The sequence below is a fragment of the Calothrix sp. UHCC 0171 genome (genome assembly GCF_034931845.1).
GTDB lineage: Bacteria > Cyanobacteriota > Cyanobacteriia > Cyanobacteriales > Nostocaceae > Brunnivagina.
This window is the reverse complement of the sequence record NZ_JAYGHN010000009.1, coordinates 53,534-78,717: the sequence shown is the minus strand read 5'-3', so window position 1 is coordinate 78,717 and position 25,184 is coordinate 53,534. Positions and strand designations below refer to the sequence as shown.

General features: G+C 41.6%; 22 protein-coding genes and 1 tRNA gene. 15 read left to right on the top strand and 8 right to left on the bottom strand.

Translation table 11 applies throughout. The features are described from left to right. Positions 1-159 precede the first annotated feature (159 nt). Together VB733_RS09490 and VB733_RS09485 are read right to left on the bottom strand one after the other, a co-directional pair. Positions 160-1,569, bottom strand: coding sequence for an S-layer homology domain-containing protein (locus VB733_RS09490; RefSeq protein WP_323339911.1), 1,410 nt, complete (start codon positions 1,567-1,569; stop codon positions 160-162). Positions 1,570-1,818: 249 nt separating this feature from the next. Then, positions 1,819-3,300, bottom strand: a complete 1,482-nt coding sequence (locus VB733_RS09485) for a hypothetical protein (RefSeq protein WP_323339836.1) — start codon at positions 3,298-3,300, stop codon at positions 1,819-1,821. Positions 3,301-3,462: 162 nt separating this feature from the next. On the opposite strand from VB733_RS09485, the gene VB733_RS09480 reads away from it, so the two are divergent. After that, positions 3,463-4,656 carry a histidine kinase gene (locus tag VB733_RS09480; RefSeq protein ID WP_323339910.1) on the top strand — a complete coding sequence of 398 codons (1,194 nt, stop codon included), beginning with the start codon at positions 3,463-3,465 and terminating at the stop codon, positions 4,654-4,656. A gap of 224 nt (positions 4,657-4,880) precedes the next feature. Here VB733_RS09480 and VB733_RS09475 read toward each other — a convergent pair whose 3' ends face one another. Continuing rightward, entirely contained in the window at positions 4,881-5,291 is a 411-nt protein-coding gene (locus VB733_RS09475; RefSeq protein ID WP_323339835.1) for a hypothetical protein, read from the bottom strand. A gap of 408 nt (positions 5,292-5,699) precedes the next feature. Between VB733_RS09475 and VB733_RS09470 the strand changes: the two genes are divergently transcribed. Next, positions 5,700-6,593, top strand: a complete 894-nt coding sequence (locus VB733_RS09470) for an SDH family Clp fold serine proteinase (RefSeq protein ID WP_323339834.1) — start codon at positions 5,700-5,702, stop codon at positions 6,591-6,593. Between the two features lie 93 nt (positions 6,594-6,686). On the opposite strand, the gene VB733_RS09465 is transcribed toward VB733_RS09470, so the two are convergent. Further along, positions 6,687-7,355, bottom strand: a complete 669-nt coding sequence (locus tag VB733_RS09465) for a peptidoglycan-binding domain-containing protein (RefSeq protein WP_323339833.1) — start codon at positions 7,353-7,355, stop codon at positions 6,687-6,689. 91 nt (positions 7,356-7,446) lie between these two features. Here VB733_RS09465 and VB733_RS09460 point away from each other — a divergent pair, with 91 nt between their 5' ends. The 7 genes from VB733_RS09460 (at position 7,447) to VB733_RS09430 (ending at position 16,046) form a co-directional block, all read left to right on the top strand. Continuing rightward, positions 7,447-7,581 (top strand): hypothetical protein, encoded by a 135-nt coding sequence (locus VB733_RS09460; protein WP_323339832.1) that lies wholly within the window; start codon positions 7,447-7,449, stop codon positions 7,579-7,581. 156 nt (positions 7,582-7,737) lie between these two features. After that, positions 7,738-9,174, top strand: coding sequence for a hypothetical protein (locus tag VB733_RS09455; RefSeq protein ID WP_323339831.1), 1,437 nt, complete (start codon positions 7,738-7,740; stop codon positions 9,172-9,174). Positions 9,175-9,373: 199 nt separating this feature from the next. Then, positions 9,374-9,835: a ribosome maturation factor RimP gene (gene rimP, locus VB733_RS09450; RefSeq protein WP_323339830.1), complete on the top strand. Its 462-nt coding sequence runs from the start codon at positions 9,374-9,376 to the stop codon at positions 9,833-9,835. Positions 9,836-10,210: 375 nt separating this feature from the next. Further along, the gene (gene nusA / locus VB733_RS09445; RefSeq protein WP_323339829.1) at positions 10,211-11,566 is read left to right on the top strand and encodes a transcription termination factor NusA; all 1,356 of its coding nucleotides are present in this window, start codon (positions 10,211-10,213) and stop codon (positions 11,564-11,566) included. Positions 11,567-11,637: 71 nt separating this feature from the next. After that, positions 11,638-11,925, top strand: a complete 288-nt coding sequence (locus VB733_RS09440) for a YlxR family protein (protein WP_323339828.1) — start codon at positions 11,638-11,640, stop codon at positions 11,923-11,925. A gap of 439 nt (positions 11,926-12,364) precedes the next feature. After that, entirely contained in the window at positions 12,365-15,550 is a 3,186-nt protein-coding gene (gene infB / locus VB733_RS09435; protein ID WP_323339827.1) for a translation initiation factor IF-2, read from the top strand. A gap of 304 nt (positions 15,551-15,854) precedes the next feature. Then, positions 15,855-16,046 (top strand): hypothetical protein, encoded by a 192-nt coding sequence (locus VB733_RS09430; RefSeq protein WP_096616885.1) that lies wholly within the window; start codon positions 15,855-15,857, stop codon positions 16,044-16,046. Between the two features lie 59 nt (positions 16,047-16,105). On the opposite strand, the gene VB733_RS09425 is transcribed toward VB733_RS09430, so the two are convergent. Beyond that, positions 16,106-16,642, bottom strand: a complete 537-nt coding sequence (locus VB733_RS09425; RefSeq protein ID WP_323339826.1) for an alpha/beta hydrolase — start codon at positions 16,640-16,642, stop codon at positions 16,106-16,108. A 295-nt stretch (positions 16,643-16,937) separates the two neighbouring features. Between VB733_RS09425 and VB733_RS09420 the strand changes: the two genes are divergently transcribed. Beyond that, positions 16,938-18,650 (top strand): DUF1565 domain-containing protein, encoded by a 1,713-nt coding sequence (locus VB733_RS09420; RefSeq protein WP_416336308.1) that lies wholly within the window; start codon positions 16,938-16,940, stop codon positions 18,648-18,650. 172 nt (positions 18,651-18,822) lie between these two features. Here the strand turns inward: VB733_RS09420 and VB733_RS09415 are convergent. Continuing rightward, positions 18,823-18,894 (bottom strand) — tRNA-Thr (locus tag VB733_RS09415). A gap of 38 nt (positions 18,895-18,932) precedes the next feature. On the opposite strand from VB733_RS09415, the gene VB733_RS09410 reads away from it, so the two are divergent. Further along, positions 18,933-19,232 carry a DUF3493 domain-containing protein gene (locus tag VB733_RS09410; protein WP_323339825.1) on the top strand — a complete coding sequence of 100 codons (300 nt, stop codon included), beginning with the start codon at positions 18,933-18,935 and terminating at the stop codon, positions 19,230-19,232. A 491-nt stretch (positions 19,233-19,723) separates the two neighbouring features. Here the strand turns inward: VB733_RS09410 and VB733_RS09405 are convergent, their stop codons facing one another. Together VB733_RS09405 and VB733_RS09400 are read right to left on the bottom strand one after the other, a co-directional pair. Beyond that, positions 19,724-20,764, bottom strand: coding sequence for a PleD family two-component system response regulator (locus tag VB733_RS09405; protein WP_323339824.1), 1,041 nt, complete (start codon positions 20,762-20,764; stop codon positions 19,724-19,726). A gap of 71 nt (positions 20,765-20,835) precedes the next feature. Beyond that, complete coding sequence (locus VB733_RS09400) at positions 20,836-21,090, bottom strand: hypothetical protein (RefSeq protein ID WP_323339823.1); 255 nt, start codon at positions 21,088-21,090, stop codon at positions 20,836-20,838. A gap of 381 nt (positions 21,091-21,471) precedes the next feature. Between VB733_RS09400 and VB733_RS09395 the strand changes: the two genes are divergently transcribed. The 4 genes from VB733_RS09395 to VB733_RS09380 all read left to right on the top strand — a co-directional run bounded on the left by VB733_RS09395 (position 21,472) and on the right by VB733_RS09380 (position 25,111). Continuing rightward, positions 21,472-21,732: a chlororespiratory reduction protein 7 gene (locus tag VB733_RS09395; RefSeq protein WP_323339822.1), complete on the top strand. Its 261-nt coding sequence runs from the start codon at positions 21,472-21,474 to the stop codon at positions 21,730-21,732. A 95-nt stretch (positions 21,733-21,827) separates the two neighbouring features. Then, entirely contained in the window at positions 21,828-22,304 is a 477-nt protein-coding gene (locus tag VB733_RS09390) for an MEKHLA domain-containing protein (RefSeq protein ID WP_323339821.1), read from the top strand. A 547-nt stretch (positions 22,305-22,851) separates the two neighbouring features. Next, complete coding sequence (locus VB733_RS09385; RefSeq protein WP_323339820.1) at positions 22,852-23,874, top strand: multicopper oxidase domain-containing protein; 1,023 nt, start codon at positions 22,852-22,854, stop codon at positions 23,872-23,874. Between the two features lie 181 nt (positions 23,875-24,055). Then, the gene (locus VB733_RS09380; RefSeq protein ID WP_323339819.1) at positions 24,056-25,111 is read left to right on the top strand and encodes a helix-hairpin-helix domain-containing protein; all 1,056 of its coding nucleotides are present in this window, start codon (positions 24,056-24,058) and stop codon (positions 25,109-25,111) included. Positions 25,112-25,184 lie beyond the last annotated feature (73 nt).

Here is a 25,184-nt window from a genome sequence, read left to right as displayed (position 1 = left end):
AGGTAGTAGTTTATAAGGTGTGTTGCGTAATCTTACTAAGATAATGGCATAAATTACTAAAAATAATATTACTTTATGCGTGTTAAATACTTATCTTTATGGACTCTTATTAAAACTAGTGTTTTTAATTAAGAAGTAGCTAAATTCACTGCATCCAACCTACTTACCTTTCAACTTCAATGCATCGGTAGCCGAAACACCATCACCCTGTGTACCGAAGTACCACAAAGCTGCTGCGGCTTCTGCGCGATTTACAGGTTTCTTCGGTTGAAAAAGTGTTGTATAACCGAATACACGACGTATATTTGATTGCTCACCGTTTTGAAAATCGGCTAAAACAGCCCGTAAAGCTTTAGGGTCAATTTTTCCAGCATCTTGAAACCCCCAAGTTTGCTTCACTGCTTCTAAATTGGCAGTAGGCAGGGCTTGACGAGTATCGAGTGGCAACTTCCACAAAATTAATTGTTCCCGTGTTAATGGTGCATCGGGACGAAATATCACTTCCGTAGCATCACCAGATAAAGGACTGGGAATTAAACCAGCTTCGGCGAGTCCTTGAATTACAGGGAAGTCAGGGTTGTTTTTGGGCACATCACTAAATGCAGGTTGCGTAGTTTCCGCAGCCAAACGAATCTGTTTAGCGGGATTATTGGCATACATGGCGTTATTTGCAGCTACTAACCAACCAGCATATTCGCGTCGAGTAATAATTTTACCTGGTTCAAATAGGTTGTTAGGCGCGATCGCATTATTCTTTGCGGAGCTATTATTGGATGGAGAATTTTTCGCTGTAACTGGTAAAACTCCTAAAGCTGCTAAATCTTGAATGTATTGCTGTAACTGTTGTGAGGCTTTGTTAATATCGCTGTATTGCTGCGGATTTGTGGTGGTAGCGACGGAGATATTTGCGGGGGGAGAAGTGACTGCAATTGGAGTTTCCTGGGGAACTGGACCAATAAATTCTGGATTGCCTGGTTGAGGAAGATTACTAGCAGTATTTGTATTTGTGGCTAGGGGAGTTTCTGTTATTTGTGGGGTAGGCGCAAAAGCTGTACCATTCGGCGAATAATCAATCCGCAATTCTGTTGATGTTTGTGGTTGGTTGGGTGCAACGTTTGTCACCGACTTTGGTTGAATCGATACTTGAACTAATAATTTATCTTTTGTGGCTACAAATCTACCCTCAGTATCATCTGTTGGCTGTTGTGTAATTTGCCAATTCCCAGCTTGAAATTGAGTGCGGTAGAAACTAGCAATAATATTACTCGGATCGGCACTATCCCAACGTGTCAATACTTGGTTTTCTGTACCTGGGCTAATTTCCTGTAGTTGGGCATTTGCGTAGACAATATCTTTGGGGAAATCAGCAGGTAGTTGAATTGTCGCTTTTGCTTCTGGAGTTGGGTTTACCTGGTTTGTACCCAAACCCAATGGATTATCTTTCAAACGCGGATCAGCTGCCAAAGACTGTTCCCAATCTTTAGCAGATGGATTATTAGCGCAAGCAGTTAGGGTTGTCAGAATAACTGCCAAACACAGAAAGACAAATGGACGTTTGCGATACAACACGGGAATTAGCAATTTTAGTACCAATTTCTACCCTAGCGCAGAGAAGCTACACTGTACACAAGTCAATATTTATTAACTGCATTGGGAAATCATGTAAAAATAAGTAGCGCAAGTGTCTCGCTTGCTATTTCCCAAAAGTGGGCAAGATGCCCCGGAGTTTTCCGTAAAGAACATCTCCCCAGAAACTCCTCTCCCCACTACATTGTTCAATTTATTTTTACCGAATATTGAGAACAATGGGAACCACTGCTAATACTGCAAGTACGCTTCTAAATCGTCGATTTGTGGTGCGCTTAATTCCTTAACGACGCGCCAGAGAATAGTGTAGCTACCATCTGAGCGCTGGCGAACTGGACGAAAAGCAATAATGTTGTCACTGCTGGGGATTTTGAGTAATTCGTCAATTTGCAATCGTTCCTTGGATGTGAGTTGTTTGCCATTTAAGATAACTTCGGGTAATTGAAATTGGAGCGATCGCACTAAATATGTATGATTTAGTCTGACGGGAACTGTGGCTGAGAGCAAATTATTTTTGTTTTTGTCGGCAATTAGTTGTCTTTGCTCTGCTTGTAAGACATGGAAAAGTTTGGGTGGTTGGTAATTTAGAAATGCTTCGCGGATATTTGGGGTGACAGTTTTTAGGTTAGCGTCTAATTTTTCGATGGGGATATTGCCCAAATCAGTCATAAAATAGCGGTCTGCTCCCGATGATAAGATTTGGAAACGTTCTCCAACCAATTGAAGTGCTAAATTGGGAGTAAATCCATCTTGTGTTTCTGCTAAAGAAGGGAAAGGATAACGTTCTCCGACGGTTTGTAACAGTCGATTCTCAAGCTGATTGAGGGGACGCTGGTAAGCTGCATATGGCAGAACCCGAAAAATTCCTGTCTTTGGCAATGCTAAAAACTTTGCGTAGGTTTGCGGTTCTTGGGGATCAATATCATAAGCAAACTTGTCCAGTGCGGCTGCTGTTTCTCTAGGGTTGTGAAATTTGCTACCTTGTGGAAATCCAGCTTTTGCCTGAGCAATATATTTCTCTGCGGTTTCTAAAATAACTGTCGCTTCTTGGGGAATAGCGATCGCAGCTTGAATTGGTTGAGAATAGTTAACTAGAGGTTTCTTTGTTGGTTGACCAATAACTGCTGCTGGTGATGGAGGTAAGTTCGGCTCTTGAATGGCAAAGGGTGTAGCTTTCTTTCCTAGGCGAGGACGTTCCACTGATGATATCGCCAGCACCGAGTCTAATTTTCGTTCCCCACTCACAAGCGGTAATTCACGTACCAAAGCGGATTCGCCACGTCGCGATAAGATACGATCTAATATTGGCGACATTTTTAACAATTCCTGACTGGATGCATATAAAGAGCAATAGGTAGGAGATTGTGTGATGTCCGAATTGACACTTGTATTTCCGAGGGAGTTACAAGTCGCGGGGAAATTCGGGTCTTGGCGTTTGCCAAAAGCTGCGATCGCTTGAGCTTGGACAAAAATTTGACCGTTGGCAGAACGAACCCGATTTGGATCAGGTTGAGCCAGTGCCCGTTCTATCCGTGCAACTAAATTAATTTGTTCCTGTAACAATTTTTCTACAGCCGTATCAAAACCACCACTCGGACTTGACGCAGAATTTGGCATCGTCGAAGATGGCGACTTATAATCACCCGCCAAGCTGGGATTTGTAGCCGTAACCACGTAAACAGGTACTAAAAGACTGAAAAAAAAGTATTTCATTTAAAATCCGCGATCGTATAGGAGTATGAAAAATCTAAAATAGATATTAAATTTATAAACAATGAACTAAACAAGTGACCACATTATCGACAACCGCCTACTAGTAAATTGAGTGCCAACAAAAGCGTCGTTGGTTCGTTATCAGTGCTACAACACAACTACATGCAAGCTTTCACCGACCAGCCGATATATTCAGAAGCACCACTCCAACTGTTACTATTTGTTGACGATCGCCCGAAATCTCGCCAGCAGGTACAGCGAATACAGTCATATCTAGATGAATTACAGGCTGAGTACAAGTTTGAGCTTCAGGTTGTCGATGTTGGACAACAACCCTATTTGGCGGAACACTTTAAATTGGTGGCGACACCAGCGCTGATTAAAATTCATCCCGAACCCAGACAAGTCCTTGCTGGTAGCAATATTATTTCGCAGCTAAAAAATTGGTGGGCACGTTGGCAAGTTGCTGTTGAAGGCTACATACGATTACAAGCCGAATTGCAAAATGACTTCCACGACGAGAGAAACGGTAGCGCCCCCATACAAAATACTTCCATTCAATCGGTTGCCGCTTCCGCAGAGTTAATTCGCCTTTCCGATGAGATTTTTCGCATCAATCAAGAAAAAGAAAAATTGGAAGAACAACTCCAATTTAAAGACAGAGTAATTGGAATGCTGGCTCACGACCTTCGTAACCCCCTGACTGCGGCATCTATTGCCCTGGAAACCCTACAATCTAACTACAATGTCGAAAAGGGGGAATTCGAGCGTTTAACCCCAAAATTAACCACACGTCTGTTTCAACAAGCACGCAACCAAACTAAAATTATTGACCGGATGATTACCGACTTGTTGCAGGTTGCACGCAGCACTGACAGTGACTTTCGTATCCACCCCCAAAAAATTGAGCTAGGAAACCTTTTTCAAGAATTGCTGGAAGAATTACGCGATCGCATTTCGCTCAAGTCCTTGGCAATTGCAAAAGACATTCCTAAGGATTTACCTTTGGTTTATGCTGACCCGGAACGCATTCGCCAAGTTATCATCAACCTCCTTGATAATGCCATCAAATATACTCCCGAAGGAGGAAGTATTATTGTTTCTGGACTCCACCGCACCAGCCAAAAAGTGCAATTTAGTATTGGTGATAGTGGTCCAGGTATTCCCGAAGAAAATCGCGATCGCATCTTTGAAAATCATTACCGCCTTGAACGGGATGAAGGTAAAGAAGGATACGGCATTGGTCTGTGTTTATGTCAGCGTATCATTCGTGCCCACTATGGTCAAATCTGGGTTGAAGTTTCCCCAATGAATGGAGCCTGGTTCCACTTCACGCTACCAGTGTATCTAAAGTAACGAAATTATTTCCAGATATATTTAAGTCAAATTTCAGAATCCAAAATTTAATACCAATTTGAAAAAGAATGCGACAGATAAATTTTGTGGAGACGCAATATATCGCGTCTCATATTCTGGATGTATTGCAAACATTTTTTGAATCGGTATAAAATAAACTCCCATAAATTAATTTACGGGAATCTGTTAGTTTATTGATGGAATTTAGTCTAGGGAAATTTGCTCTAGGACATCATTAAAGCTGTAATATCTTCAACCGTTGTTACAGTTCTATATTGAGGAATACCTATAGGTTTTTTGCGAATCGTGACACGACTGACTATGGTTAACTTTCTTTGACTCATATTCAGATTATAGGTAGTGGTTCCAGCTTTAGCGACAAACACATTATGTCCATCATCTACAGGATTTGTAGCGAGACTTCTCCCTGTAGAACCCGATTGTATAATCATGCTGTATTTCTCGTTGCCAGAGTTACAAATCTGCACAGTATGATTATTCGTAAAGGCTTTGGCAAATAAATTATTACCACAACTAAGATTGATACTTGCTTGTTGAGTTTGGGGAGCGCTCTGAGCTACTGAAGGTTGTAAATGTACTATTGTAGGCAGCGCTAATAATGTGAATATTCCCACACTCTTGAATGTGAATTTGATACTTTTGGAAAAATAGAATTTTACTGGTATAGATAATGCCATTGTTGTGCTCTTTTTGAAGTTAATTAGATAATTTCAGCTAAATTGTTTGTGTTGAATTAAGCTTCAGTATGAGTATCAATGATTTCGGAAAACTGGTGCAAATTGTGGAATATTGTGAAAAAATCAACCTCAATTCACTTTCATATTGTATTTGCCAAGGTAATTAGGAAAACTTTAAATCATTTCATATCGTGCAGATAGAGAGTTTGAAAAAGCTGAAAACTGGCTTTTATTGCTGTAATTCTGCAAAATTATACTTTCCCTTCAGCCTGTAGATAGAAATGCGATCGCGCGAAAATTGCCACAATTAATCATGGAAACTTCTATCTATCAAAAACTAAAATCATGGGCTTTGGCATCGGTGACTTATTCTGGATTTTTCTCTTGCTTTCCTCGCTGCAACCAATATGGCAACGCCGACAAGTCGAATTTAAGCGTTTCCGTTCTCTCCAACAATTCCAGCAGGAACGCAACAGCAGGGTGATTTTACTCATTCACCGTCAAGAGTCCATCAGCTTATTGGGTATCCCCATCTCACGTTATATAACTATTGAAGACTCAGAACAAATACTGCGGGCAATTCGCCTTACCCCACCCGATGTTCCCATCGATCTGATTTTACATACCCCCGGAGGCTTAGTTTTAGCAACCGAACAAATTGCTAGAGCATTAATTCGCCACACAGCTAAAGTCACCGTCTTTGTACCCCACTACGCCATGAGTGGTGGGACAATGCTAGCCCTGGCATCAGATGAAATCGTCATGGATGCAAATGCAGTTTTAGGACCTGTTGATCCCCAATTAGGTAATTTTCCTGCCGCTAGTATTATTAAAGTTGTCGAAGATAAGCCAATTGCGGAAGTTGATGACCAAACCCTGATTATGGCAGATATATCGCGTAAAGCCATTCAACAAGTGCAAAGATTTGTGCGGACGCTACTCAAAGATTCAATACCGAAACAAAAAGTTTTACCTGAAAATATTGAAGGCATTATTGACGCACTGACAACTGGACGTGTGACGCACGATTATCCTATCACCGTCGAAGAAGCCACGGAAATGGGTTTACCTGTCACAGTGGGACTTCCCCGCTCAATTTACGATTTGATGGATTTGTACCCCCAACCCCAAGGTGGACGACCAAGCGTACAGTATATTCCTATGCCCTACGATGATCGTCGCCCAATTTTACCAGTTCCCAAAGGTAGACCAATGGAGGAAACTGGACAAATTTTATAGAAAATTATGTGAAGATGGGCTGGGGTAAAGTCTTAGCAGACGAAGAAGGCTTCTGATTTTCGACTTTCTTCGTCTCTCCCCTCTCCTAAATTCTTATTTTTTCGATTCTGGTGTCGGTGTTGGAGTGGGTTTTTCTGTTGGTGTTTCCGTTGCAGTTGGTGTCGGTGTTGGGGTGGGTTTTTCCGTTGGTGTTTCCGTTGCAGTTGGTGTCGGTGTTGGGGTGGGTTTTGCTGGTTTTTTCCTAGTTGGTTTAGCTGGTGTCGTCGTCGGAGCTGGTTGCTTCCCTAAAATATTTTTCGCTTCTTGATCTAACTTTTGGCGAAGGGCTAAATCAGCAATTCCTGTTTCTTCAAGTTGAAATTTCTTTTGAAACTCTTTAACCGCAGTTTCAGTGCGATTACCATAAAATTGGTCACGAGGTAAAGGTGGATTTGGCTTGATGACAACGTTTAAATTCGCCTGCAAAATTCTGACAATATTAGCAGCGAAGTTTTGTGTTTTTGATCCAGCTATGCCATCAACAGGTTTTAACTTATACCCTGTTTGGAATTCTGTAATGGCTTTTTTTGTTTCAGCATCAGTTAAAGCTGCGTTAGAAACCTTGACTTGATAACCTAATCCCCGTAACACTGCCCGAAATTGTTGTGGTGAATAAACTCGTTCTTGTTGTTGTGCATCTACGGTATTAGATATGACAATAGTTGCAGTGACAACACAGACTGTGGCTATACTCAAACTTGATTTTCCTAACCTACACCACATAATCAAAACTCCTCGTGATTAAATTCTTGGCTAAATAGCTGTATAAATGGCTGGAATGACTCTCAATTACTCAATTTCCAGACGTTAAAAAATGATTTGGATTTACGCGATCGCGACAAACTGCTTTTATCGTCAAGTTGATTGCTCTGCAAAGTTTTTAGATATGGGCAGTTCAACCAACGTTTTATTTAACGTCTTTAATCTATTGATTATTGATGATTTTTGATGATTTTTGATTATGTTAATTTAAATTAAAAATTTTCTCATCACTTTTGATTGTCATCTCCCATGAGACATATCTTCAATAAGGAATATATATTTGTCAAACATTGTCAAAAACAATACAACTTATTTGTGTGAGTAGCTCGGAAAATTTAAGCAAATGACAAGCGGAAACAGTTCTAATCAGCTTCATTTATGGTTTGAGAGATTTATGGCAATTACTGCCACGGTAAATTTTAGTTTAGTCTTATTTGATTTAAGTTACATTCCTTGGCGGGATTTTTACTTACGAAATATTCCTCAGGTGATTTCTCTATATGATCCAGTCAAGGGTATTCAACCTCATCGTGAAACCGATGGCTATTTAGCAACGGTAAAAGCATTGGAAGAACAGGTAAATCAAACAGGATTGCAATCACCACAGGCGGCAGCCAAGTTAGAAGAACTACGCCGTCTCAGTACAGAAATAATTGAGACTAACCCCTTTGCAGGTGCAAATAAATCAGGGACGCTGGAAAAAATCAAAAATAGAATGCGAGATCATCTTACCGAAAAATCTGCCAAAACAGCCTTTGCCAGATTTTGGAGTCAACCGTATCTCTCGCAAAAGAGTTGGAATCAAGAAATAGACTTTTTTAACCGTAGAATTAAACCCTTAATTGCCACCAACTATTACCGCCAAATTGGGGAAAATGGCGAACTCATAGACTGGTTTGGGCTAATAGACTTACCCTTTTGCTTATTATTTGGCACTGAATTATTAGCGCGTAGCTTTTTTATCAAACGTCGCCATCCCGAATTTAGCTGGTTGGAAGCAATTGTCTGGCGTTGGTATAATTTTTTACTAATAATTCCCTTCTGGCGATCGCTCCGCATCATTCCCATTGTCATTAGACTTGATAGAGCTAAAATTATCAAATTGCAATTATTCCGCACGCAGGTACATCGAGGAATTGTCTCTAATTTTGCCGAAGAACTGACAGAAATAGTTGTGGTGCGTGTCATCAACCAAATTCAAGTTTCCATCAAACGTGGCGAACTGACTCGATGGTTATCACCTAAAGAAACGTTTCGACATTATATAGACATCAACGACGTGAATGAAGTCGAAGCCCTGGGGACAATTTTGCTGCAAACAATAATTTATCAAGTATTTCCCCAAATCCAGCCCGAAATTATTGCGATTTTGCAACACAACATCAATAGCGCTCTCAAACAATCACCTTTATACCGCAATCTGCTAGTGCTTCCAGGGGTTGATCAAATGCAAACCCAATTCAGCGAACAAATCGCCACTCAAATTGCCACTAATCTGTATAAAGCCATAGTTAATACCGCCAAAGACTCAACCTCCGCCAAACTAGCCAACCAATTAATCCAGCGCTTTACCGAAAGTCTTGGTAGCGAAATGCAAAAAAAACACGTGATTAGCGAAATCCAAGCCCTATTATTTGACTTTTTAGAGGAAATAAAAATTAACTACGTCCAGCGTCTATCTCAAGAAGACCTTGAACAAATTATCGAACAAACCAGAAAAATGAAAATCCAAACAACAATTCAATCAACAGCTATTGTACCGAAGTTCAGGAATGAGTGAGAGGCAGACAGAAAAATTCCTGTTAAGTATCCCCGTATTTCCTCTTCCCCTTTTGCCAAAATTTAACTTCTCGACCTCGAAGAAATGCGCTACACTCAAAAAGAGGCGAACCTATATAGGTTCGTCACAAGACTTCTTGGAAGATATCCTTATCGCAGGAAGTGGGTAATCGCCCACTTTTTTTGTTGGAATTTCTCGCATGACTCATCCTTTAATCCCACAAATTATTGAAATCGCGACACCAGTAGCCGAAGAACTGGGGTTAGAAGTTGTTGGTGCAGTTTTCCACACTAATCAGCGTCCGCCAGTTTTGCGGGTAGATATTCGTAATCCCCAGCAAGACACTGGTTTGAATGATTGCGAGCGGATGAGCCGCGCTTTGGAAGCCTCACTAGATGCGGCGGAAATAATTCCAGATGCTTACGTTTTGGAAATATCCAGCCCCGGAATTTCTCGAGAAATAACCACAGATCGAGAATTCATATCCTTTAAGGGCTTTCCCGCAATTGTCTCCACTTCCCCTGCTTATGAAGGACAGCAAGAATGGGTTGGTCAGTTAATTCGTCGGGATGAGGCAAAAGTTTATCTGAACCAGAAAGGGCGTATAGTCGAAATTCCGCGATCGCAAGTTACCAAGGTTCAACTGGATGAACGTCGTTAACCTCAGTCCAGTTAGCAATGTAATGATTGATCAGAAATCGCGATCGCGATTAATGCTTCCTAGAAAGGGAAACTAACGCAACGGAGTATCGTCGATAGGTGAGTTTTGAGTGACACACATAATTGGCTTTTGCCTTTGGCGCACTACACACCTTTAACCTTACCCAGACTTTGCCTGAGGCGAAGGCAGTTTGTCGATTGCTAATTTCTTTTAGTTAGTGAAGAACCCTTTGGGGCTGAAACAGTTCTGTTGGTACTGCTAATCCCGAAGGGTTAGTTGTAAGTCAACTATTTTTAGCAGCTAACCACTAAATCAATTTACCCACCACCCAATAACCTCTAAATCAATAAGAAATCACTATAAGGAGCTGGAAATATGTCAATGATTGAATTATCTGGATTAAAAGAGTTAATTGAAAGTATTAGTCGCGAACGCAATTTACCTCGCTCGGCTGTACAAGCTGCCATTCGCGAAGCGTTACTCAAAGGTTACGAACGCTACCGTCGCGCTCAAAATCTGGAACGTAAGCAATTTGACGAGGATTATTTTGATAATTTTGATGTCCAACTCGATATTGATGATGAAGGCTTCCGTGTTGTCGCCACTAAAACAATTGTTGAACAAGTCGAAAACTCCGACCATGAAATCTCCCTTGAACAAGTGAAGGATATGGGTGGAGAGGGAGCAGAGTTAGGACAGGAAGTTGTCCTTGATGTCACCCCCGACAAAAAAGAAGAGTTTGGACGCATGGCGGCAATGCAAACTAAGCAAGTGCTGGCGCAAAAACTCCGGGATCAACAACGGCAAATGGTACAAGAAGAATTCCAAGATTTGGAAAGTTCTGTTTTGCAGGCAAGAGTGCTGCGATTTGAACGACAGTCAGTCATCCTGGCGGTTAGTAGTGGGTTTGGGCAGCCGGAAGTGGAGGCGGAACTACCGAAGCGCGAACAGCTACCTAATGATAATTATCGGGCAAATGCGACATTTAAAGTTTATCTAAAAAAAGTTTCCCAAGGGCAACAACGGGGACCACAGTTACTTGTTTCCCGCGCCGATGCTGGTTTAGTAGTGTATTTATTTGCTAACGAAGTGCCCGAAATCGAAGATGAGGTGGTGCGGATTGTTGCCGTTGCCCGGGAAGCAAATCCCCCCTCCCGTTACGTTGGTCCGCGGACTAAAATAGCAGTTGATACCTTAGACCGCGATGTAGACCCCGTGGGAGCTTGTATTGGAGCCAGGGGATCACGGATTCAAGTTGTGGTGAACGAGTTACGAGGCGAGAAAATCGACGTAATTCGTTGGTCTCCCGATCCCGCAACCTATATTGCCAATGCTTTGAGTCCAGCTCGGGTGGACGAGGTACGCCTCATGGACCCTGAAAGTCGTCAAACACATGTACTAGTTGCCGAAGACCAATTAAGTTTGGCAATTGGTAAAGAAGGGCAAAATGTTCGGTTAGCCGCTCGACTAACGGGTTGGAAAATAGATATAAAAGATAAAGCGAAGTATGACCGCGAAGGCGAAGATATAAAATTTGCCGCAGTCCGTGCCCAACAAGCTGCTGAGGAGCAAGCCTTAGAGGAAGAGGAATTTGAGGACGAAGAATTTGAAGAAGAGGAATTGGTAGAATTAGAGTCAATGGGCGAGTATGAAGAAGAATTTCCTGAAGAAGCTGACGAAAATATGGAAGCTGAAACAGAGGATAACTTTGACAGTAATGAGCCAAAATAATTACATTCAGAAGAAATTGTAATTTTTTTTAACAAATTATTACCTCCAAGGAGAAAGTCGCAATTATACTGATGAAACCCAATTATCGGCGTTGTCTAAGTTGCCGTAAGATAGGTTTAAAACAAGAGTTTTGGCGAATTGTCCGCGTGTTTCCATCTAGGCAGGTACAATTAGATGAGGGCATGGGGCGTTCTGCCTATATTTGTCCCCAAGTGAGCTGCTTGACGACAGCTCAAAAGAAAAATAGATTAGGGCGATCGCTACATGCAACAGTGCCCGAAGCACTGTATCAGGCATTGTGGCAAAGATTAGCTCTCTCTGGGCAATCTGAAGAAGTCAATTCTTCAAAGGCAACGTAAATCAGCACTTAAAATACTATTGTCAAGCACCAAAAACATTTCGCAATTGCGGCGTTAGTCGCGATCGCATTCAGTTACAATCCCCTCTAATTGCCGGGGTAGTGCCACAATAGAAAAAGAGTGTTTAGCTCGAAAGCAAACCAATACTTCAGAGGACGTTTTACTCGATTGTGTCGTGGAAGACTCAGAATCAGCACAACCAAAAACAGCAAAACAAAGAATAAATTGGCAACTTGGTAGCGTCGAGACGCTAATAGGTGTCAACCATCAAAATTGGTGGGGATGCCAGCATTAAACCGAAAACATCTCTCTTTCCTGACTTGGAGGCACCGGCAAAACCTAGAACGGCAACCTACTAAAAACAGTAATCGAAGGATGGAGATGTCCTATTAGTCTGGCAACCATCCGCCAAAACTGTAATCTTATAGGGGAAGAGTGGATGACCAACGGCAAAGTTAGAATCTACGAATTATCAAAGGAATTGAATTTGGATAACAAAGAGCTATTAGCAATTTGCGACCAGCTCAGCATCGCAGTCAAGAGTCATAGTAGTACGATCTCCGAACCAGATGCACAGCGCATCCGTTCGGAAGCCGAAAAACTGGCAGTGACAAATGCCCACTCCAGAAAAGATCAGACCACGAGTCAAAAACATAGTTTACAAAATACAGGACAATATAGTGGCTCGCGTGATCGACCCGCAGCAAGTAACAAACAAGAAATTTTAGAAATACGAAAACCTAAATTGCTAAATAATTCGAGTACCAACGCCGTTGAGGCATCTAGTACTACCAATAACCAATTTGCTCATTCCGAGTCCAACCCTTCTTCACCACGACCCTTCGCTCCAGTTTCACCCATGAAGCCGACGGCACCAATTCGACCAGTACCAAGAAATCCCTCTGAGACCACACAACAAACTGCACCAGCAGATGTGGAAAATAAGGACAATAAGCCCACTTCCAATCAGCCCGCAGAAAAGGTCGCAGCTGAAAAAACTGAAAAGTCCAGCACTGCGCCTCGTGCAAAAGCAGAGAAGCCTCAGAAACCACAATTAGTTGCACCTCCACCCCGACCTGCTGCCGAAGCCACCGTGGCTGCACAGACTCCTGCGGCGACGCAAGCGGTGACAAACCCAGCTGTACCGGCAGAAAAACCCATACTCAAACGCGATCGTTCAGCGCCCCCACAGGAAAATCGTAACGAACAGCAAGCTCCAGGCAAACCAAGGGTTAATAAAGGTGGTGAAGGGCAACCTTCAGGAACCCCAAGACCAGCACGTTCGGGTGCCCCAGGAGGACAGGAAAGGAGAGCCGGCAGACAATCGCCCCCTCCTGGTGGCGGCGACGTTCAAAGACCCAGCAGACCTTCGCGTTCTCCAGAAGTAGGTATTCCCACTGCAACACCACCAAGGCTAATTGCAGCGCCAACGCGACCGACAGCCGATGCATCTGCCACAAATGAGGCAGGAGGTGCGACAACTTCGGTTGTTGAACTGAAGCGTCCCTTGCCACCTAGATTGGGTGGTAAAGGTGGGAAAAAATGGCAAGAGGAAGAAATCGACGAAGGTAAAGAATCGAAAGCCGCTAAACTCACCAAAAACAAGCGAGTTAAGCCCATCATCGAAGAAGACTTTGAGGAAGATGATTTACTCGATGATGAAGATGGCGATGCCAATGATGTAGTCCAAGTTAGCAACGCGATTATTCGTCCTCCCAAACCAAAATCCAGCAGACCGTCTCAACCAGCTGCGGTGACAATCGCTAGTCCCCAAAAAGGCAGAAGACCATCTCAGCAGCGTGAGCAAAACCGAGGAAATCGTCGCGAAACCGAAGTCAAGCGCGAACGTCCGGAAATACTAATTGTTACAGGTCCCATGACTGTACAAGAATTGGCTGATGCTTTAGCGATCGCCGATACCGAGATTGTCAAAATTCTCTTCATGAAAGCAATCCCGGTGAGTATTACCCAAAATCTTGACATCCCCACCATTACTTTGGTTGCTACCGAACTTGAGGTGTTAGTTGAAACCCAAGAACCAGAAGCCGAAGCTCGTAAAGTTACCGAAATGATTGAAGTGGGTGACTTGGATAAACTCCATCGTCGTCCGCCAGTTGTAACAATTATGGGTCACGTAGACCACGGTAAAACAACACTGCTCGACTCGATTCGTAAAACCAAGGTGGCAGCTGGAGAAGCTGGTGGCATCACCCAGCATATTGGTGCTTACCATGTCGATGTTGAACACAATGGTGAAATGCAACAAGTTGTGTTCTTAGATACTCCTGGTCACGAAGCCTTCACCGCAATGCGCGCGAGGGGAGCAAGGGTGACAGATATTGCAATTTTGGTTGTAGCCGCCGATGATGGCGTGCGCCCACAAACAATAGAAGCAATTAGTCATGCTCAAGCTGCGGAAGTACCAATTATTGTTGCAATTAACAAAATTGACAAAGAAGGTGCCCAGCCAGACCGCGTTAAGCAAGAATTGACCCAGTACGGCATGACTGCCGAAGAATGGGGCGGTGATACCATTATGGTTCCCGTCAGTGCCATCAAGGGCGAAAATCTCGACACCTTGTTGGAAATGATTCTCTTGGTCGCAGAAGTGGGAGAACTTTCAGCGAATCCCAATCGACCTGCAAAAGGAACGGTTATCGAAGCCCACTTGGATAAAGCCAAGGGTGCGGTTGCGACCTTATTGATTCAAAACGGGACTTTGCGCGTTGGAGATATCCTCGTTGCTGGTTGTGTATTTGGTAAAGTTCGGGCAATGGTTGACGATCGCGGACAGCGTGTTGAAGCTGCGTCACCATCCTTTGCAGTTGAGGTTCTCGGTTTAAGTGATGTACCTGCTGCGGGTGACGAGTTCGAGGCGTTCTTAGTTGAAAAAGAAGCTCGTTCCGTTGCCGCTACCAGGGCTGAAAAAATCCGTCAATCGCGATTGATGCAGGGACGTGTCACCCTCGCCGGAATTTCTGCCAAAGCACAAGAAGGCGAGTTGAAGGAACTCAACTTAATTTTGAAGGGCGATGTACAGGGTTCTGTCGAGGCGATCGTTGGTTCGCTCAAGCAACTTCCACAAAACGAAGTTCAAATTCGCTTATTGCTGTCATCTGCTGGTGAGATTACCCAAACAGATATTGACTTAGCAGCTGCGAGTGGCGCGGTAATTATTGGCTTCAATACGACATATGCTAGCGGCGCAAGAGCAGCAGCTGATGAAGCAGGTGTTGATGTACGCGAGTACAACATTATTTATAAGTTGCTCGAAGACATCCAAGATGCTTTAGAAGGTTTGTTAGAACCAGAATTGGTCGAAGAACCCCTAGGTCAAGCCGAAGTCCGTGCCGTCTTCCCCGTCGGGCGTGGAGCCGTTGCTGGTTGCTATGTACAAAATGGCAAACTGGTTCGCAATTGCAAAATCAGAGTTGCACGCGGTGGCAAGGTGATTTACGAGGGTGTGCTTGATTCCCTCAAGCGGATGAAAGAAGATGCCAGGGAAGTTAAGGATGGTTACGAGTGCGGTATTGGTCTCGACAAATTTAACGATTGGGTTGAAGGCGACATTATTGAAGCCTTCCAGATGGTTACAAAACGTCGAACCCTGTCAATGACTAAGTAATCAATGACCGGCAAAAGGTCAACATTAACTAGAAAGCAAGGTCAATCCTTGCTTTCTTTATGACTGCTGTTTTCTGGAATCCAAGTAGCTAAAAATATCTCTACTTTCGTTAGATGTTAATTAATACTTTTAGCTGTTACTTTAAATTAATGTTGATTTTCGTCACCGATGTAACAGAATTTGCATCCTCATCACCATTACCTTATATAAAGGGAATAGTGAAAATAACTATTTTTGGGGGTATGAGTATCTAAAAATTCCACCCCTGTTGACTCTCGGAGAAACTACTCGGAGTTAAGTAAGTATGAGTAATATTCATATCGAAAGCCAGTTTTCTGGCGATACAGAAATTTGGGATAGCTTAAAGAATGCGATCGCATCTAGTTCGGGTTTCCAGCGCTGGTTACTCGAACGCGGCTTGCAATATCAAATCCAGCCTCTCGAACAACAGGTACAGCGTTATTTGCGCGAAACTTTGGAAAATTTAGCTTATTGAGATTATAGGTCGTGGTTGGTTGATATTTAAAGCATTCAACTAATGCCTCATCCCCATAACTAGAAACCAAATATATTTTTTAAACTACCTTGTAAGCGACGTAGTTGATGGAATGCTTTTTCTAAGCGATCGCCATCCACTTCCACTTCTGCACCAGGGTAGTTTTTAATGACTTCAATTAATTTAATATCATTATCCTGATTTGCTGACAACACTAAAGCTGAACGCATTGCTTGTCTGTCAGCTTTTCGCGAAGGTGTATGAATTACTTCGCTCATTTGGTCTAATACTATATTCCCCACCGGACTATTTAAAACTCGGTCTAAAATGATTGCATTTACCTTTACGGGTTCTGTTAAATAGCGACGTACCTTATTTGGGTCTTGCTGTGCGAGCTTAAAACCCACGCGCATGGGAATTGACAACTTGCCATTATCGGCAAAATCGGACAGTTCTGTGACAGAAAGAGACTCGCGAAAAACCCGATATTTTAAGACAACCTTCTCCGCAGCAAAAACATGATTAGTGTTAAGCAATACAGATGTGAAAATTGTGAATACTAAAAAATGACTATTTTGTAGGACTTTTGGCAGCATTTCTAAATATTTATACTAGTATTGATTTCAATTTAGACGACATCATTAAATATTAAGTTGCCAAAAGTCGTGGAAATATCCTGCTTTAATCAACATCACTCAACAATCTCGATAATTTACCCTAGCGAAAACGAATTTAAAGCATATTCAAGATAATTTATAGAAATTGTAAAGAAAATGTGCTGATTAAGTACAAGTCTTCGGGTATAGTTTTGCATGGGTTTTACAGTTACATAACTGCCAAAAATACCTAATCAAACTTACTTTATTTAGCACATCATAGATACTAACCAAGATGACAATTCAGGGTTTAAACGATCGCCAACGCAACAATAATTGTTCCAAATTCGGCAACCTTTTCGCCTCGTTTCGGACTTTGCCAGCAGGACTCGCAGCTTTGATGCTTGTTTCTAGTGGGTCAATCTTAATACCAGTTCCAGTTAAAGCTGGTGACACCACATCTGCATCAAAAGTACCAATTATTACAGCACAAGTACCAGTAAATCAAAGCGTAGTTTACGTCAATCCGGCTACAGGTAGCGACACGACAGGTGCGGGTACATCCGCAGAAGCGCCACTCAAAAGTATTACTTTTGCTCTCAGACAAGCTCAAGCTGGTACTGTAATTCAACTGGCACCGGGAACATACAACGTAGAAAGCGGTGAAACTTTTCCTCTCGACTTAAGACAAGGTATTACCCTACGTGGAGACGAAGCGACAAAAGGACAGGGAATAATAGTTACGGGCGGTGGATTTTACACCAGTAGAACATTCGCACGTCAAGATATTACTATCTTGGCTGGCAACAATGCAGTTATTGCAGGTGTTACAGTAACCAACCCCAACCAACGTGGAACCGCAGTTTGGGTAGAATCAACTAATCCTACTATTCAAAACAGTACATTAGCTAATAGTGTGCGTGATGGTATTTTTATTACGGGTACCGGTAATCCTAAAATAGAAAATAGCATTTTTACTCTTAACCAAGGTAATGGTGTTTCCATTGCCAAGCAAGCTAAAGGTGAAATTCGGGGCAACGTATTTCAAAATACAGGTTTTGGTTTAGCAGTCAGCGAAAGTGCATCACCTTTAATTAGCGAAAACCAAATTGTTCAAAATAACACAGGTGTTGTCGTTAACGGTTTAGCAAAACCAGTATTGCGAAGCAACGTGATTCAAGACAGTCGAGATCACGGTTTAATTGCACTGCAAAATGCGGAACCTGATTTAGGAACGCAAGAAAGCCCAGGACAGAATCTGATTCGCAACAACGGTAAGCAAGACCTGAAAAAGTTCTTTGATATATATAATTTTACCACCGACAAAACTATTATTGCAGTTGGCAATGATGTAGACCCCAAAAGGGTTTCTGGAAAAATCGACTTAGTTGTTGCCACAGTTGAACCACCCCCAGGAGGCGCAGTTACATTTAAGGATGTATCACCTAATTACTGGGCAAAAGCATATATCGAGGCTTTAGCATCTCGAAATATTATTGCTGGTTTCCCCGATGGTACTTTTAAACCTGACGCACCCGTAACTCGCGATCAATTTGCAGCTATTATTGCCAAAGCTTTTAACCCAGCTCCCAAAAGAGAAGCGATCGCATTTACAGATGTTAAAAGTAATTATTGGGCATTCCAAGTTATTCAAGTTGCAGTCCGTGGCGGGTTTATTTCTGGTTATCCAGATAAAACCTTCAAGCCACAGCAACAAATACCTCGTGTCCAAGTATTGGTAGCACTGGCAAATGGTTTGGGTATAACTACACCCAACGCTGGAGTTCTTTCATTTTATAGTGATGCTTCTAGAATTCCTGAATATGCAATCACCTCTGTTGCTGGTGCAACAACCAGAGGATTAGTAGTTAACTATCCTAACGTGAAACAACTTAACCCAACCCGCGAAGCTACAAGAGCTGAAGTGGCGGCTTTTATTTATCAGGCTTTGGTTAGCTCTGGTAGCGCTCCCGCAATCCAGTCTCCATATGTCGTGAGAACACCTTAGTGATAGAAGGTAAAGCTCAAATAGATTTTAATTAATATAATTTTTAGGATGGGTAGCTTACCTGTCCTCTTTTTTATTGCCAATATCCGTAATTCGCAAGATTATTCAGTGAATATGCGATAAATAACAAATATAGATACCAAAATATCAACTTTCAATCAAACTTCATTAAAGCCGATGGCGGGATTTGAACCCGCGACCGCTCGATTACGAATCGAGTGCTCTACCACTGAGCCACATCGGCAGCAAACAGTCGTTAATCATAGCATACTTCACTCAAATATGATAGAGCCAAATTCTCAAACAAAAACGAGCAAGAAACTTGATCCTCAAACCTATGCCCGTCTCAAGGCTGAAGCTTCTGCTCCATATCGGGGTTTGCGTAGATTTTTTTATTTGGCGGTGGCTGGTTCTGGTTTTATTGGTGCGTTTATTTTTCTCACCAAAATCTTGGCAGGACGTGATATTGAAACTGCCTTATCTAATTTGGCTGTGCAAGTAGCAGTTATTGCCGTTGCCGCATTTCTTTGGCGTTGGGAACAACGACAAGAAGAAAAGGACAAAAAGAATCAGAAAAGTTGAATATATCCTTCAACTTTATTTATAAATCGACATATACTGACATATAAAGTCAAGGAATATAAAAAAAATATGAGGAAATTTAAAAATTAGATAATTCCTGAGAAACTAATAATTGTTAAAACAGAGTCAACTAATAATAAAGACTCTGAAAATCAACAAATGTTTTTAAGAAAGGGTCAGCCAAATTTTAAAGACCCACAATTTCATAAAAATTAGCTTTCCAAAAAGTGTCAGCAATGATTAAAATTCATTCTGGCACTTTTAATATTTAATTGTGTTTCAATGCTACTTGCTTCAAAGGGAAATAAATAAACGTATTTTATTTTTAATTTTTAATTTCTTTTCCGTAACCATAGCTTACTCCGCTAAGATAGCTCGTGCCAGAGGGGGAGCGAAGTCAAAAATACATTTCTATGGCGGAACTGTAGGGGATGAGATTTGGTCTACATTTATCTAAAAATTATGTCAAAAACATGTATAAAACCCAGAACCTAATCGACTTGTTTTTGTTTGAGAATAATCCGATTTCGTCCTTGCTCTTTTGCTTGATATAAAGCTTTATCAGCCAGCAAAATTAAATCTTGGGGTGAAGATTCAAAGCTAGGAGTCATAGTACCAATACCTAAGCTGAGAGTGACAAATTGACTGATGGCAGATTCATTGTGTTCAATTTCGATTTCTCGAATTCCTGCTTGCATAGCTGCTGCAACATGAACAGCACCAGTCGCTGGGGTATAAGGCATAATAATTGCAAATTCTTCTCCCCCATAGCGTGCGACTAAGTCATGATTTTTCTGCGCCTTATACTTCAGAACTGTGGCGACTTTTTGTAAACATGTATCCCCTGCCGGATGTCCGTATTTATCGTTGTAAAGTTTGAAATAATCGATGTCACACAAGATTAGCGATAGCGGGGACTGTTCTTGCGCCAATGATAACCATTGGGAATTTAGATATTGGTCGAAGTGACGACGGTTGGCAACCGCAGTTAATCCATCAACATTGGCAAGTTGCTGTAGAGCTTGGTTTGCGGCTTCAAGTTGTTTGTATAGTTGTGCTTGTTGTAATAGTCTGCGTACACGTTGGCGCAATACTGCCCAGTGAATTGGTTTAGTCACAAAATCACTAGCTCCACAGTCAAAAGCGCGATCTACAGATTTCGGATCATCTAGCCCTGTAATCATGAGAATGGGTGTGCGCTCCCAAAGCTTGGAAATCACAGTATTGCCAAACGAGCCATTACCACTATCAAAATCGGCAAGGGCAAGGGCAAGATTATTTCTAGCAATTTGGAGTATCTCTTTGCAGCAATCAAAGCCGTCCATTTCGGGCATAATTGCGTCAATCAGAATTAAATCGGGTTTATTGCCGATATAAGCTTCCAAACACTCTCTACCGTTGTGCACATCGACCACTCGATAACCTTCCTGCTCCATAAATTCACGTAACAACAACCGTATGGTTTTGTCATCATCAGCTATGAGAATCAGAGGTGGTTTGTTGGAAATTAGAATTGGGCTTTTGCCTGACATGAGTTGCGGTGTCTTAGAAATTCAGAGTCTTAGGATGATAGGGATAGTGGGCATCGCAGCAAAGTAGTTTTTCAGCTTATCTCTAATACTGAAGCTTGTAAGTCAGTACGACCCTGAGTTAATTGTATCCATTTGATAGTGAGTGCTAATTTCAATATGCCGACAAAGTATTGTGTTTGGATAATACTTTTAAAGTGTTTGCACTTCTGTGAGCCTGTCAAAGGTGTGAGCGATCGCCGGGGAAATTCTGTATCATTTCGTGAGATTAACACCAGCACAGTATAAACGATACCGTGCAACACATTTGGTAGATGACTGAATTGCATAGTTAATTATTGAGAAGGTAAGAACTTGTCCTATTTTTGTAACCTGCTAATGGCTAAGTTCAAAAATGTTACTATTTATAGTTCCCAAGAATTCATGCGGAGCTTTCATTTGTAGGAAACATTTTTGATTCAAGTCCCACCGATTCGCGATTACCCCATCTGTGTTCAAGTAAACAGAATCATTCTAGCCAGTAAAATAGTACATAAATATTATACATTTGTTTCTGCCCCAGTCCACTTGCTGCAATCTTGCTGTGACAAGGGCAATACATCCTTACGCTAATTTTCCTCTGGGCTTTATTTACTTCAAAACACGAAGTTCTGTATTTGATGCGAGCAAGAAGCGTTATATTTAGTGTTGCAAGTATGAAAATTTTTCTCATGCCAGACTCATTAATGTACCAGCAAGATGATTTTGTCGTCCTTGAAACTAATCAACCGGAACAATTTCTCACAGCAGCAGAATTACTAGAGAAATTGCAGGGAATTTTACAAGAATTTACATCCGAAGATATACCATACGACTTGCAGAAGTTTGATACTTTGACCGCGCAAGCCCAACACTTAATTGATACCAGTTGTGAGTTAAATATTGGACCAGGTAAATATTTACAGTGGTATGCTGTTCGTTTAGAAAAGTAATGAAAAAATTATTTTTTATTTAGCATTTTACACGTTGCTAATCTTTCTTGGAAAAAGTATTCCCCAACATCTCTTTTTTATATCTACTTAAGTCCATGCTACAAGCAAACCAAAATCCCTGGCAACAAGAAGCCATTATCATTCATTCTCAACGTCTGTTGCATAGTTACCAACATTGGATGGGTGAGTCATTATTTGATTTGAGTGCATCACCTGAAGAAATTGCTCAAAATTTATTTGATGCGCCTTTTATTGTTGTTTCCCACGGTACGGAACCTGATCCGATTTTTAATTATGGTAATAGTAGGGCTTTGGAATTGTGGGAATTATCTTGGGAAGACTTTACAAAAATGCCTTCACGACAAAGTGTTAGAGATGTGGAGATAGCTGACAGAGAAAAGCTTTTGCATGAAGCTGCAACAACAGGAATTGTAAAAAACTCTTCTGGAATTCGTTATTCAAGTAGTGGGAAACGCTTTCATATTGAAAATATAATTTTGTGGAATGTTTTGGATGAAAGCGGGCAATATTGTGGTCAAGCGGCGATGTATTGGAAATGGAAATATGTGTAAATATGAGAACTTGGCGACTGGAAACTATTGCTGAAGATTTGTTTCTGGTTATTTAATTAACTTCAGCAACAAATTTATACATTAGCCTGGTTTGGGGATTCATTCACTTTATTGGTGGTATACAAAATACAGTTGTTTCGGTAGTGGTTATCCCAACCTAATAAATATAGGAGTTAAACCCTTGTAGGAACTGAGTAATCACAAATTTCCTATCAGGGTTTTAGATGATGAAAAAAATTTCAGCAAGTTCAGAGGGTATTTATAAATAAACATGAATTAAGTAGCTGGGTGGAATTAAAGCAAACCTACCGGGTTGAGGGTAGCCGAAATCCTTATCCAGTAGTAGCTTTCAGCTTATAAATAATTCCGCCTTCCTACTTAGTGCAAGAAGATATACATAATTTTGACCAAAGTTTCGGAATCTTTGATTATTAGAAATATCTAGCAAGATACTTAGGAATTATTGACAATAGTTTACCCCTTGTATAATACTTAGGTTTATTGCAAATATTTAGCAGCTTTCTTGTTGCCAAATAATCTCACTGCCATGCCAAATAACTTTATTTTTCCCAAGGAAAAGCTGTGGAGTCGTCGCCAAATATTGAAAATCGGATTAGCTGGCACGAGTATCATGAGTGGGACTGCATTGTGGCAAACCCTGAGGAATTCGGCGAGGCTACGAGTAAAAGTGCCGCCCTGGAATGCAACAATGCAAGCACAAGCTGCCTTACCGACATTGAATCCCATGAAGTTATTACGAGACTTTGACTATGGCACGGTAAAGCGGGAAAATGGGCGGACGATTCGTGAGTTTCGTTTGACTGCGGGCACTTCGGAAATTCAGCTAAACAGTTCTGTTTCCTATAATGTTTGGGATTTAAACGGTCGGATTCCAGGTCCAACACTGAGAGCAAAACAAGGAGAACGAGTGCGAGTCTTGTTTCTCAACCAAGCTGGGCATTCACACTCGTTACATTTTCATGGAGTTCACCCAGCAGAAATGGATGGGGTGCGTCCAGTGAGTCACGGGAAGGCGACAATTTACGAGTTTGATGCCGAACCCTATGGTGTTCATCTCTACCACTGCCATATTGAACCTGTGACTAGACATATTGCCAAGGGGCTGTATGGCATATTTATTATCGATCCTCCCCAGTCTCGTCCACCTGCGGATGAAATGGTGTTGGTAATGGCTGGGTATGATGTGAATGACGACAATAAGAATGAATATTATGCTTTTAATGGATTGCCACATTTTTATATGAACAATCCGATTCGCATCTACAAAGACCAGTTGATTCGGTTATATGTTCTCAACATCATTGAATTCGATCCCGCAATTACTTTTCACTTACATGCCAACTTCTTTGATGTCTATCGTTACGGCATGAGTATGACTCCTGCTGAAAAAACCGATGTCGTCACAATGGGTATAGCGGAAAGACATATTTTTGAGTTTGCGTTTCGCTATCCCGGTAAATATATGTTTCACCCCCACCAAGATGCGATCGCAGAAAATGGATGCATGGGACAGTTTGAGGTCGTTACAGGGAAAGAAGATCAATCTTGAGTTTGGCTGATGCTTTCAATAGTTTATGCAAATATTTTTTAATTTCAAGCAAAATTTCTCAGAAATAGTTGATAAAAAATCGCATTATATGCGAAATTAGCGATAGCCGCTAATACTACATGCTGTCTAACTAGATTTTTAAGGCTTTGATTTTGTGACTTTATTGTTCTGAGGAGTAATTTTGATGAAAATTCGTTATGTGTTTTTGGCTGTAGCTGCTTGTGCCATAGTTTCGCTTTCATCTTGTACTGGTGGTACACCATCAGCAGATAACAATTCCAATAACACTTCTGCTACAGTTGCTAACTCAACTCCTCAAGTTACCCAAGCAAGTCAGGGCAGTCATAGCATTCATCATGGTGGGAAAAAGATTAATATCAACTCGGCAATTTTGTCAGAGTTAGATAAATTTGAAGGTAAGCTTGGCGTTCCAGCTTTATCCAATAAAATCCAAGCTAATCGTCCCTATGCTGCTCCAGAAGAATTGGTGACAAAAAAAGTAATTACTCAGGAACAGTTTGACAAAATCAAAGAGCAAGTGACAGTTGAAGAAGTCACACTCACAGGTGAAGTCAAAGATGTTGATTATATGACAAAGTTGGGATTGATGAAGGGACATCTCATAGTCGCCAAAGAATTGCTTGAGCAAAATAAACCAAAAGATGCTGAACCTCACATTGGACATCCAGTTGAAGAGATTTATACTGATGTCGAAGAACAATTAAACGATCGCAAAGTTAAAGAGTTCAAAACGACATTGATTAGCTTGCAAGATTTGGTGAAAGCAAACGGAAAAGCCGAACAAGTGAAAACTAACTTCAGTAATTCAATGCAAGCAGTCGATGGGGCAATTGCGACACTGCCATCCAACCAACGTTCTCAAAACAGTTTTGTGTTGCAAGTCATCAACGGTTTACTGGATTCTGCCAACTCCGAATATGGTGCTGCCGTTGCTAATGGTAAAATTGCAGCTGCGATCGAATACCAAGATTCTCGCGGTTTTGTAGTTTATGCCAATGAACTTTATCAAACAATCGCTAGCAGTATGGCGAGGGAAAACCCGGAAGCACACAAAGGGATAGAAGCGAACATGGCGGAATTGACAAAAGTCTGGAGTAGCGTCAACCCTCCTACAAAGCCTGTGAAGACACCGGAAGAGGTGACTAAACTAGTGAAAGCTATTGAGGTGGATTCTCAAAAAGCCATTGATAAAGCTGCTACCCAAGCAAGTAGTTGAGGAGGGGAGCAGGGAGAAATGATGTTCCTTGCTTCCTCAGTTCTCCTAATCCCTATTATTTAATTACGAGAAC